The 12,644-nt window shown below is 50.6% G+C and carries 10 protein-coding genes; all 10 read left to right on the forward strand.

Annotation, left to right across the window (positions count from 1 at the left end; all coding sequences use genetic code 11):
• The first annotated feature begins 266 nt into the window (after positions 1–266).
• The 10 genes from ACX9NY_RS29490 (at position 267) to ACX9NY_RS29535 (ending at position 12,631) form a co-directional block, all read left to right on the forward strand.
• On the forward strand, positions 267–1,232 hold the full coding sequence (locus tag ACX9NY_RS29490) for a glycosyltransferase family 2 protein (protein WP_472479447.1): 966 nt from the start codon (positions 267–269) through the stop codon (positions 1,230–1,232).
• A gap of 41 nt (positions 1,233–1,273) precedes the next feature.
• Entirely contained in the window at positions 1,274–2,389 is a 1,116-nt protein-coding gene (locus ACX9NY_RS29495; protein WP_472476535.1) for a glycosyltransferase family A protein, read from the forward strand.
• A complete protein-coding gene (locus ACX9NY_RS29500) occupies positions 2,386–3,159 on the forward strand; it encodes a glycosyltransferase family 2 protein (RefSeq protein ID WP_339257177.1) in 774 nt (257 codons plus the stop codon). The genes ACX9NY_RS29495 and ACX9NY_RS29500 overlap by 4 nt, the downstream gene beginning before the upstream one ends.
• Positions 3,156–3,887, forward strand: a complete 732-nt coding sequence (locus ACX9NY_RS29505; protein WP_339237384.1) for a sugar phosphate nucleotidyltransferase — start codon at positions 3,156–3,158, stop codon at positions 3,885–3,887. Before ACX9NY_RS29500 ends, ACX9NY_RS29505 begins: the two co-directional genes overlap by 4 nt.
• A 536-nt stretch (positions 3,888–4,423) precedes the next feature.
• Positions 4,424–5,440 (forward strand): GT-D fold domain-containing protein, encoded by a 1,017-nt coding sequence (locus ACX9NY_RS29510; protein WP_472476537.1) that lies wholly within the window; start codon positions 4,424–4,426, stop codon positions 5,438–5,440.
• A gap of 66 nt (positions 5,441–5,506) precedes the next feature.
• Positions 5,507–7,216 (forward strand): glycosyltransferase family 2 protein, encoded by a 1,710-nt coding sequence (locus tag ACX9NY_RS29515; RefSeq protein ID WP_472476539.1) that lies wholly within the window; start codon positions 5,507–5,509, stop codon positions 7,214–7,216.
• Between the two features lie 422 nt (positions 7,217–7,638).
• Positions 7,639–8,607, forward strand: coding sequence for an aminoglycoside phosphotransferase family protein (locus tag ACX9NY_RS29520; RefSeq protein WP_472476541.1), 969 nt, complete (start codon positions 7,639–7,641; stop codon positions 8,605–8,607).
• 200 nt (positions 8,608–8,807) lie between these two features.
• The gene (locus tag ACX9NY_RS29525; protein ID WP_036605813.1) at positions 8,808–9,086 is read left to right on the forward strand and encodes a glutaredoxin family protein; all 279 of its coding nucleotides are present in this window, start codon (positions 8,808–8,810) and stop codon (positions 9,084–9,086) included.
• A gap of 356 nt (positions 9,087–9,442) precedes the next feature.
• Complete coding sequence (locus ACX9NY_RS29530; protein ID WP_472476543.1) at positions 9,443–10,786, forward strand: LLM class flavin-dependent oxidoreductase; 1,344 nt, start codon at positions 9,443–9,445, stop codon at positions 10,784–10,786.
• 198 nt (positions 10,787–10,984) lie between these two features.
• Positions 10,985–12,631, forward strand: coding sequence for an ABC transporter substrate-binding protein (locus ACX9NY_RS29535; RefSeq protein ID WP_472476545.1), 1,647 nt, complete (start codon positions 10,985–10,987; stop codon positions 12,629–12,631).
• The last annotated feature ends 13 nt before the right edge of the window (positions 12,632–12,644 follow it).

Raw genomic sequence — 12,644 nt, forward strand, 5'->3', positions numbered from 1 at the left:
TAAATAAAACTGCTTGGAACGTATATTATCACAGTGTAAAACTTTGGAAAAGATGCAAATTTAGATTTTTTTTAAAATTGTGTCTGAAGTAGGGGAGAGGTAGCGTTTTTCACATATTTTGACGTATTTTGTCTAAAATCAAGGCCTGTACCCTCGTGTTCACAGAGAGAACCTGCTTCGTGCAAGGACATACGCCGTTTCCACTGCTCCACGAATACATAGAATAACGTGTACTCCCTTGGCATGCCGATGATTGAATGCGGGAGGTGAAACTGTTGCGCAAAACCCGTACCACAGCACGTTATGCAGCCCGCTCAAATGAGACACGCAGAAAAACAGTGCTGAAGAAACGAAGAGGGAAGTCTGGACACAAAAAGGGTACAAAGGCCTATACGTTCGTTATTCCATCCAGACAGCTGATGTCAAAGGCTAGGGATGGAGTAGAGAATGGAGCGGAAAATGGCATGAGTGATGCACCTGCCCATGGGGATGGTTCTCAGCGTCCGCTGCTGTCGGTGATTATCCCTGCTATGAATGAGGAGAAAACGATTGGTGCAGTTGTACGTGAAGCGCTGCGGATATGCCGTGATGCTGAGGTGCTTGTCATTGTGAATGGCTCAACAGACGGCACGGCTAACGCAGCCAAACGAGCTGGAGCACGAGTGCTTACGTATGCAGAAGCACTGGGGCATGATGGAGGACGAAAAGTAGGCGCAGAGGCGGCCTGTGGTCAGGTTTTGCTTTTTACTGATGCAGATATCGCCATTCCCGCAGAGCACCTTGCACCTTATGTGAAAGCTGTGCTGAAGGGAACGGATGTGGCACTTAACGACTACCATGGGCCAGTTACTCGTCATCCTGTTCATCCGGTCGTGGAGGCCAAACACATGTTGAACAGCATACTCGCAAGATCCGATCTCCGGGGGGCATCCATGACAGCTATCCCACATGCAATAAGCCGAAAAGCACTTGAGGTCATGGGAATATCCTCACTGGAAGTTCCGCCACTCGCACAAGCCAAGGCTGTGATCGGTGGACTTCGGGTACGCGCTGTTCACCACGTACCTGTGGGTAGAATGAATGCAGTACGAATCAAAAAGCGAAGCGGACCTGATCCGCTAAGTCAAGTGGTGCTGAATGATCATATGGCAGCGATCAAGTGGATTACGGATACGCTCGGCCCCCGCGGAGGGTATACCGATCTGAAACGTGTTCGCAACCTGGCGAGGTAAGCATGTCGCATCGGATGATGCAACATGCTGGAGGTGAGGAAATGAAGGGACGATCAGGGATTGCCCGCCGCAGGCGGACAACAAATAGACGAACGAGAGCAGCAAGAATAGGAATTAACAGGCGTCGTGGGAACAAGAAGCATGTGGAGCTTCAAAAAACAAGAAAAAGCCGATCAACGTCTGGCCAAGTGGATCTGCACTTGATGTGGGAAGCGGGGCAAGTTGCAGGAAACGAGGCGAAGGCGAACAATACAGCATCAGACAAACACGCACGTCTCGTATGGAATGCACACGCGGCGAACGTTACGGAACTAAGCAACTTCGATCCAGCCCTGAAGGCAGGTAAGGCATTTATGCAGGGTTATGCTCATGCCTCGGGACATTCATTGCAGATCGTGCCAGTTCCCCTTCGTCATTCTGCTGCTGCCGTTGTCTGTGCCTGTAATGAGGAACACACACTGGGGCAGGTGTTATTGCAATTAAAGCGATTGCCTCTGACGGATATCATTGTCGTACTGAATGGAACGACAGATGACAGTTTGAAACAGGTACTAAATCAGCCTGGACTTACAGTAGTCTATGAACCGGATCGGGCAGGACATGATGTCGGGCGGGCTCTTGGAGCCAAGATGACGGATGCGGAGTCGGTACTCTTTGTGGATGGAGATATGGTCGTCCCGGCTGAACAGCTTGCACCCTTTCTGTTCGCCGTTGATCGGGGACAGGATGTGGCGTTGAATAATCTGACGTCTTTGCTTCCTGCGTTTGCCGGGCAGGATGAGGTAAGCAGGATCAAAGCATATCTGAACCGAATATTAGGCCGGGCAGATCTCGGTTCCAACTCCATGACAGCCGTGCCTCATGCATTATCTCGTCGTATGATTCAGACGGTGAAGCCAGCATCACTGGCCGTTCCACCTAAAGCACAAAGTCTAGCTATTCAGCATGGAATGAACGTCTCCGCACCAAGTCAGGTGGATGTTATTCGTTCCAATCGGTTGCGTCCTGGTAACACGGGAAGTGGGAATGATGTCGCCAGATTGATCATCGGAGATCATCTGGAGGCACTGGCTACATTACTGGGTACAGGTTGGAATTCAGCTCAGGCTCACACACTCTCCCGTGCAGAAGTGGCTTACAGGAGGAACGCCAGATGACACTGACGAGTATCATTATCCCAACGTACAACGGTCTGGATCTGATCAGGCCCTGCATCGATGCCATACGTCAATACTCAGGCGATCCTGCGTCGTATGAAATTATCGTTGTTGATAACGGCTCGACGGATGGAACGGCTGAATATTGCGCGCTGGAGCGAATTCGATTTGTAAGGTTTCCGGACAATCGGGGATTTCCGGCCGCGTGTAACGCTGGACTTCGAGCAGCTTGCGGTGATGAGCTGCTGCTGTTGAACAATGATGTTACGGTTACGCCCCGTTGGCTGGAGAATCTGCGAATGGCTCTGTACAGTGACGCAAGTATTGGGATCACGGGTCCTGTTACGAACTATGCAAGCGGCATCCAGCAGATTGAACTGACGTTCCGTGACATGGAACATTTTCAGGAGTTGGCTAATTCCAATAATATTGCGGATTCTTCAAGGTGGAGGGAAGTTCGCCGAATCGTCGGTCTGTGCATGCTGATGAAACGAAATGTCGTGGAATCGGTTGGACTGCTTGACGAGGCCTATTCTCCGGGACACTATGAAGATGATGATTATTGTTATAGAGCAAGATTGCAGGGTTATCGCTTGCTGGTATGTGGAGATGTTCTCGTGCATCATCAGGGAAGTGCCAGCTTCCAGAAGACAGATCCGATAGCATGGAAACAACTGCTTGAGCGTAATCGTTCGATTTTTATGAACAAATGGCATGTCGATCCGCTTGAATATATGGACATATCCGATGAAGGAGGGAACGTGGAATGAAAGGTGTAATTCTTGCCGGCGGAACAGGAACTAGACTGTATCCGCTGACCCGGCTCATTAACAAACATCTGCTTCCAGTCGGAAAACATCCGATGATTATGTACGGCATTGACAGGCTCCGCCAGGCAGGTGTTGATGAAATATTGATTGTGATTAACAAACATTCCGCCGGGCTATATACAGAGTATCTTGGTGGCGGAGCGGATCATGGGGTCAAGTTGACTTATCGTATTCAGGAAAAGGCAGGCGGGATCGCGGAAGCATTGGATCTGGCGACATCCTTTATTCTTCCTGGCGAAAAATTCGTTGTGCTTCTCGGCGATAATCTCTTCAGTGATGATCTGAAGCCTTATGTGGACCGCTACATGCAGCAACCTGTGGGTACAGCACGAGTCCTGCTCAAAGAGGTGGATGATGCACGACGTTACGGGGTGCCTGTCTTTGATCCACAGCATCCGCAGCGAATCTCGTATATTGAGGAGAAGCCAAGCCAGCCGAAAACCTCTTATTGTGTGACAGGAATATACATGTATGATGATCATGTTTTTAACCTGATTCGTAATATCTCGCCGTCTGCGCGCGGAGAACTCGAAATTACGGATGTGAATAATCACTACGCGTCTGCTGGCGGACTGGAATACGACATTTTGCAGAAATACTGGAGTGATGCAGGTACATTTGATTCGCTCCAGGAAGCAGCCGTTCGCATGAAAGGACAATTGCCCTAAAATGAATGCGCCTGATGCTGCCGCTGTGCGGTGCCCCATGGGAGCAGAACACCCTGCGCCGGAGCTGGAAGGATGCTCCGGCGCTTTGCGCAGCGACCATCCTCGTGCATGCCAAAGGAGGGAATGGCGTGAGAGTAGTAACACGCACCGGGTCTGCTGAGGTCACTGTGTCAGGTAAGCCCCGGGGCATCCACCCGGCTGTATTAATGGGCAGTGGCACTCCGATAGCAGCAGGTACCGGGCCTGCTGGAGTCAAAGGTGTGAAGTCAGGGAAACGCAGTACCCTGACGAAAGCGGGGACATCTGCCGGCGCAGCGCATAAGGTTCGTGCAGGCAAAGCGAGCAGCCCAGGCACTGTTGTTGGCAGAGCAGGCAAAGCTGGCCCTGCGAGCGCGAGCAAAGCGGCGAGAGCCAGCCGCACCCGCAAAGGCAAAGCCGGCCCGCGCCAGGCCACTGCTGGGCGCAAGCCTGCACCCGCGCGGGGCGGGCGTGCCGCTGCCCGCGCCAAGCAGCGCACGGCGATGCGCCGTGCGCCCATGCCAGCACCGCAAGCCAGCACGCCACAGGCGATGCCTGCCAGCGGTGCTGGCCCCGCCCCGCGCCAAGCGACACACCCGAAGGGTGTCGCTCCCGCGGGGCGGGATGGCGCTGCCGCCGCGCATGCGGGCAGCGCCAAGGGCTTGCCTGCGCCTGCACAGCTCGCGGAGCACGCAGTGCAGGCGCAGGCCGTGCCCGGCGGCTATGCCGAGGGCTACCGCGACGGCGTATTCGCCGGCGGGGAGGCGCTGGTGGCGCAGCATATCCCGCCGGATCACATTCTGCCTGTCGCGGCGGCGGCAGATTTGATCGCGGCGGGATTTCGCCAATACGCGCCCAGCCTGACCCGGCTGTCCAGCCCGCATGAGATGGCTGGATACATCGTGGCGGCGCTGGATGCGCAGCGCCCCTTGTCTGTCGTTCGCCTCGGAGATGGCGAACTGCTGACGCTGGCAGCCGATACGGTGCTGCCCGGCCAGGAAGTGCAGGAGCTGGCACCGTTTCTGCCCTATGCAGGGGTGCCATGCTCAACCCCCGACATCCGCGCGATGCTTGCGGAAGCCATTCAGGCCGCCGACTGGGTTGGCGTCCCGATCTCGCGGGCGCCCACATTCCAGGGGCTGCTCTTCCCCGTATTGCGTCACTTCGGAATCGACTGGTCCCGGCTAAAGTTGACCAGCTCTACCATCAATTACAGTCTGCACCAGTCCGGCTTGCTGCTGCCATTGCTGCAAGGGCGGCGGGTTTTGCTTATAGGCAGCCAGGCCGCAGAGCTTGGAGCACTGCTGCATAACCGGGGGATTCATGTCACAGGCATCATTGGTTCTGTGACGGGAGTGATGGACATTCCGAGGGTGATGCAGCTAACCGCAGAACATGCCTTCGATATTGCATTGGTGGCAGCGGGTATTCCGGCGGTCATTCTGTGTCGGCGAATCGCGGGTGAACTCGGCAAAGTCGCTTTTGATTTTGGACATTTGGCTGACAAACTGGTAAAAGGAGAGCTTCAACTCTAGTGGACCGTCCGGAGGCTGGTCATATGCGCATTGGCCTCACGGACGAGTGGAAATGGAGGGAGCAATATGAGCACACCCGATCAACAGCGCGGGGAAGAACGTCATGGCCGCAGCAACAAGGTTAATGTTCGAAACGACATCCGTCGAAAGGGTCACAGTCATCACAACATCACGTCAAATAACAGCACTCGCAGTGAAAACAGCCGGAATGGGAGTATAAGCAGCGGCAAAAAAACGGCCCGCCCTGCCTCACAGCGCGATGTCTCGCGACCTGCCAGGGTCGTCCTGCATGCAGCAGTTCGTCGCTCAACGCGGAAATCCAGACGCAACGGTAAAAGCAGCCGTGCAACCAGAGCCAGGCTCTACAAACAGGGTTATCATAGAGGATACGACGAAGGTGTCCGCCAGGGACAGAGTTCCTTTGGTCTGGTTTTTGAAGGAGTTAGCATCATTATTCCCACGTACAATCAGCGGGAGTATGTGCTGCAATGTGTGTCCAGTATTGAAAAGCATACACCTGCCCCCTACGAAATCATTGTCGTGGATAATGCCTCCAAGGATGGAACTGCCAAGGCTATGCTCCGCAAAGGCGGCATGGTGAGGGTAGCAGCACTGGATCAAAACCGGGGGTTTGCCGGAGGTGTTAATCACGGGCTGATGATGGCGAGAGGACGACATATCATTGTACTGAACAACGATACGCTGGTTACTCCGGGTTGGCTGGATAATATGATGACATGTCTTGCCAGTGATCCGAAGATTGGTGTGGTGGGTCCGGTGACCAACTATATTGGCGGGGATCAGCAGATCGAGGTTCCATATCGTGAGGTCGATGAGATGTGGTCCTTTGCCGCCACACAGAATCGTCCCGATGCAGACAAACATCGAATCACGGATCGTCTGGTCGGATTCTGCTGGCTATTCTCGCGGGAACTGCTGGAACGGGTAGGTTATCTGGACGAAGGGTACGCGGTGGGCAATTATGAAGATGACGACTGGATCATTCGGGTGAAGCTGGCAGGATACCAGCTTGCGGTAGCCGGGGATGCCTTTATCCATCACTTTGGAAGTGTCAGCATGAAAGCATTGGGTGAGCAGGATTTTGCAGTAGTGAACAAGGATAACGAGCAGTTTTATAACCAAAAGTGGGGAGATCCTCATGGCCTGGTTGCCGAGACGTCCCGGTTGGCCAGCCAACACACCTCTGGTACCTCATCCGGCCAACAGGAGGATAGAGACATGAGCACAATCGATTCGCGTCAGCGAATCTCAACACAGGGTAGCCAAGATCCAGCATTACAGTTTAGACGCAGTTGTGAGTTCTACCCGGAAGGTGCGTTCCTGTCGGATGCGAAAGGTGATGTCTATACGTTAACTGGCGGTCGGCGGCGTAAGCTGAACATTCCTGTACCTCGTGGAATATCCCCTGTTCAGGTGGCCAAACCGGATCTGCTCGCCATTCCTGCCGGAGATGCACTGATATCAGCAGGTGACGTGCAAGGTTGGACGATGGAGTCACATCAGGTGCAGAATAAAGCGGTCCAGGATTCTCCACATCTCTGGGCAGAAGGAAGTATTGTTGCCGCAGTGGATGCACCCGAGATTCGATATCAGATCAGCGGAGGCAAGCGGAGACGATTTGTATCGGTCTATGCCGCAGAACGTTGGGGTATACATTCCGGGCATATTATCAGCGTGTCTGCGGAACAGCTGAATTCGTTGGAAGAAGGATGGCCGATTATCGCCCCACCTCAGCTCTTGAACCCGGATCTGTAATGTCAGGCAATCTGTATATCCGGATCAGCAGCATGATGCGGAATGGAAGATGCAGCGATATCCTGTGTAATCGCTGTGATTCATTCCGCATCCGAATATTACATATGAGATGGTAACTATATAATTTGAACTGAAGATTATTTATACTGACACTACGTTGACAGAATAACCTTCCAATCGCTGTTATCCCCAGATGCTTTCGATTCCCTTTCTCAAGGGGAAATCCAGGGATAGCGTATGCTTCCGATGCAGCTTTCTTTCAGAAAGCTTTTAGGCGAAGTGTATGCTTTCGAAGTAGCTTTCTTGCAGAAAGCTTGTAGCTTCGCTTTTTCAGGTTTTTTCTTTCCTCTCCGTTATCGTATAAATGATTAGTTCAACTTATATAGACCACTTAAAGTAAAGCGATTGAGGGAGGATACGGGATGAAGAATTCTGTAGTCAGACAAGCTGAACAGATTGCCAGTGATTTTCTGCTTGAAAAAGTAAAATGCTCACATCATATCATCGGCAAAGGTTTTGTTAATCAGGTCTGCCTGGTGGAGACGGCAAGTCGTAAAGTGGTTGTACGCATGAACGATCCAGATACATATTCCACCTTTGTGAAAGAAAAATGGTGTATCGAACGGGCAGCAAGTGCCGGTATTCCTGGGCCAAAGACATTGTCCGTTGGAGTCAACGCCGAACATGCCTATATGATTCAAACGGTTGTGGAAGGGGATAACGGTTTAGACACGACAGTGTCTCCAACCGTGATTTGGAGAAAACTCGGAGAGTACACAAAACAGTTTCAATCCATCTCAGTGAATGGCTTTGGAAGGGAAATGCACGATGAGGTACAAAATCAATTTTATTCTCCCCCGCATCCAGGATCAGATGGCAGTTGGCAAGGTTATGTTCAGTACAATATCAATAGTCTGACGGAGCAGGACCCGCTGATTGAGCTTGGTGTCATTACGATGAAGGAATCACAGGTCGTAAGGCAATGGTTTGAACAATTAAAAATGCAAAAGTTCCGCTTTGGTTTGTGCCATGGCGACCTCTCCTTGAAGAATACAATTGTGAGTTCTACGGGTGAGATAACCCTTTTGGATTGGGGAAATGCAGAGGTTACTGTCGTGCCGTATGGGGATATCATTCAACTCATGCAATGCCAGCTACAAGGGAATGGGCCTGATAACGAACAATTGAGAGCGTTTTTAGAAGGCTATGGGACAAGTATACAAGAGCAGGAACATGAACTGAATCAAGCGAGACATGTGTTGCTGTTGAAAGCTTTCGATACATTAAGGTGGGCTATAGATCGAAGTCCGGATCAGATCAAGTTTTACACTGTATTAGCGAAACAAGCTTTTGAACAGGTTTGGCGAAATAATAGGCAATCTTTCCTGTAAAATCGTTCATCTTTCAAATATAAAATTTAATCTTTCTATTTAACTATAGGATTATTCTATTAGCAGATCCATTGACGCATGAAGGGCGCAGGAGTACATTTATAGCCATAATTCTTATTTAACAGATGGGAATTGAAGGTCTAGAGCATTCGGAGGAATTCCCCGGACCTTAATTTTAAAACCTAGCAGGAGGTATGTCGATGTCATCATCAACCAAAAAAGTCGTGCTGTGGAGCAAAACAGGCTGTCATTTCTGCGGGGAAGTGAAAGCATTTCTGACAGAGCGAAACCAGCCTTTCGAGAACATTGAAGTACAGGGTAATGACGTACTGCGTGATGTGCTTGAAGCTAAATATGGCATTCGGCATGTACCCGTTATTGAAGTGGGAGGGGACGGCAAGTTCGAAGCCTTGCTGGAACCTGATCTGGAAAAGCTGGCTGAACTTCTGGCACGAGCGGACGAAGCAGCAGCAGTCTGACGAGGATCCATGTACACTTTGAATCTGGCAGTTCCAGCTGTTGCATGATGCAATAGGCATGATGCAATAGGCATGATGCAGCAGTTGGAATGTTTATGAACCGGAGGCCTTTAGGAGATGTAAATGCTCTGCATCTAACTCCATGATACGTGCATTCACATCTTCAATACACATATAGAAAAAATCTATTAGTCGCGCTGTTGACCCTTTTACGGGGCAGTGATAAGATTTGTGAAATTAAAACAAACCAAACTCATAGGAATAGTTAACTTTTAGTTGATTCGCATATGTTAACCCTTCAGAACGACCCTTGAACATTCTTTTGAAGATTTTAATCCAAGGAAGGCGGAATGCACATGACAGCGAAACGCAGTTTGAAATTCGGAGCAATTGTACACGGCGTCGGAGGCAGCAATACGACATGGAGACACCCGGAAGTTCAGGCAGATGCCAGCGTTAACTTTGAGTTCTACAAACGTCAGACGCTGAAAGCGGAAGAAGGCAAGTTCGATCTTGTATTTATCGCAGACGGTCTGTATATTACCGAGAAATCCATTCCCCATTTCCTGAATCGTTTCGAACCGATCAGTATCCTGTCCGCTTTGGCTGCCGTTACTTCACGGATTGGACTGGTGGGTACCCTATCGACATCCTATAGTGATCCGTTCACCGTAGCCAGACAGTTCGGTTCCCTGGATCAGATCAGTGATGGCCGTGCAGGCTGGAACGTTGTGACCTCCCCGCTAGAAGGGACAGCGAAGAACTATAGCAAGAGTAATCATCCAACGCATCCGGAACGGTACCGCATCGCTACGGAATATCTGCAGGTAACCAAAGGATTGTGGGACTCGTGGGAAGATGATGCCTTTGTAAGAGACAAAGAGAGCGGTGTATTCTTCGACCCATCCAAGCTGCACACCCTTAATCATGAAGGAGAATTCTTCTCCGTACAGGGTCCGCTCAACATTGCCCGTTCACGGCAAGGGCAGCCGGTAATTTTCCAGGCAGGTTCTTCGGAAGATGGCAAAAACCTGGCTGCGCAAGAAGCGGATGCTGTCTTTACCGGACACGATACGATTGAAGATGCTCAGGCATTCTATAAGGATGTCAAAACACGGGCCGCTTCCTATGGACGTTCTTCACAGGATATTGTCATTCTTCCAGGTATCAATCCTATTGTTGGACGGACAGAAGAGGAAGCTGAACAGAAATATCAGGAAATCGCAAGCTTGGTCACGATTGACAAAGCGCTGGATTACCTGGGACGTTTCTTCGAACATCATGATTTCTCCCAATATCCATTGGATGAGCCTTTCCCGGAGTTGAACGGAATTGGAAGCAACAGTTTCCGCAGTGGCACGGACAAGATCAAGAAGGATGCCAAGGAGCAAGGATTGACGTTGCGTGAAGTGGCTCTGCGGGCAGCAACACCACGCAGCAAATTCCTGGGCACACCAGAGCAGGTCGCTGACAAAATTGAGGAATGGTTTGAGACGGAAGCTGCAGATGGCTTCATTATTGCTTCCGAATTGCCAAGTGGATTGTCTGATTTCGTAGAACTGGTTGTTCCAATTCTACAAGAGCGCGGCCTGTATCGTACGGAGTATGAGCACGATACATTGCGGGGTAACCTTGGGGTGAAAATTCCGGTTAACCGTTATACAGCTGCCAGAAAGCAGGTAGTATCTGATTTGGCATAACGGAGTTAAACCTATTGAATTAGCGCAGAACGCATTACGAAGACAGTACCATTTCCGATCCTGAGAACGTGTTGCTTCTTCAGCAAACATTAAAAACAATTAACACTATTTTAAAACCGACTTAACTCATAGGATATATCAAGTATTAGGTATACGCATCATTATAATGACACCTGTATACACAGAGGGGGAAGCGATATGAACAGGTCTATCTCATGGATGAAATATATGGCATTGGCAGCAGTATTGGTGATGGTATTATCGGGTTGCGGAGCAGCGGTGGGGGGCAGTGCGAACGGTGCTGCTCAGTCTTCGGGCGGAGAACAGGGCGAGCAAGCCGAAGGAGGCAACCTGACTTTTGCACTCGCGACTTCACCGGATACGTTGGACCCTCATCGCAGTGGGCTTGCCGTAACGGTACGCGCCATCCGGACGATCTACGACAATCTGGTTGTGCAGCTGCCTGATGGCTCCATCAAACCTTGGCTTGCCACAGAATGGAGCGTATCCGAGGACGGCAAGAGTTATACGTTCAAGCTGCGTGAAGGCGTGAAGTTCCATGATGGTACGCCGTTTAATGCGGAAGCCGTGAAATACAATCTGGACCGAGTGATTGATCCGGCCACCAAAGCTGCCAATTCTCTAGCCCTGATTAGACCCTATAGCTCCTCCGAGGTCATTGATGAATATACCATCAAGGTAAATCTGGATTCACCATCGCAAGCTTTTCTCGGCAATTTGAGTCAGGCACTGCTGGGAATCGTATCTCCTGCGGCTGCCCAAAAATATGGCGACCAGTTAGGTAAAAATCCGGTGGGCACAGGTCCGTATACCTTTGTGAAATGGGATGAAAATGCGGATATCGTCGTTGCCAAAAACAAGGATTATAACTGGGGACCTGAGACGGTTGAAAATAAAGCCGCACCTCATGTGGATACGATCACATTCAAGATCGTACCGGAAGAAGCGACACGCATTGGAAGTGTACAAAGTGGTCAGGTACTCGCTGCCGAGACCGTTCCGCCGCAAAATATCGCTGCATTAAAGAACGATCCGAACCAACAATTGTTGCAGGCTAATACAGTTGGATTGCCGTACACACTCTTTTTCAATCTGCGCAAAGCGCCTTGGGATGATGTGAAAGTAAGGCAGGCAGTGCAATCCGCTGTAGATGTGGAATCGATTGTCAAAACATTGTATCTCGGCAACTACGAACGAGCGTGGTCTGCACTGTCTCCTGGAATCCTGGGATATGATGCATCGCTGGAAGGAAGCATCAACCCGGACATCAACAAAGCCAATCAGCTACTGGACGAACAAGGCTGGGTGAAAGGTGCAGACGGTATTCGTGCCAAAGACGGCCAGAAGCTGATCCTTCGTTATGTCGATGGTTCACCCAATCGGGAGAAACGCAATGACATTGCTGCGATTATCCAGCAACAGCTGAAACAGGTAGGCATTGCCGTTGAAGTGGAGATTACGAAAGACGTAGCAACGGTCATCTATCAAAACTGGGATTATGATCTCTATGGCAATAGCCAGGTCAACTCCGACCCAAATGCCTTGTACGCCTTCTATCATACGAGTGCAGAGGGGCAGCGTCCAACCTTATCCGGTTTGTCTGATCCAAAGATCGATGAACTGCTGGAGCAGGGAGCTGTTGAGAGTGACGCGGATAAACGTGTCGAGATCTACAATCAGATTCAACAATACCTGATTGAGCAAGCGGTGATTCTGCCGATCTATGTATTCCCGTATACCGTTGCAGCATCCAAAAAGGTGGAAGGTATCAAGTTTGATTCCCTGGGTTATCCGCTCTTCAATGATGTTCGTATTCAGCCCTAGCATGAAGGGTCAA

This window comes from Paenibacillus sp. CB74 (genome assembly GCF_055687625.1).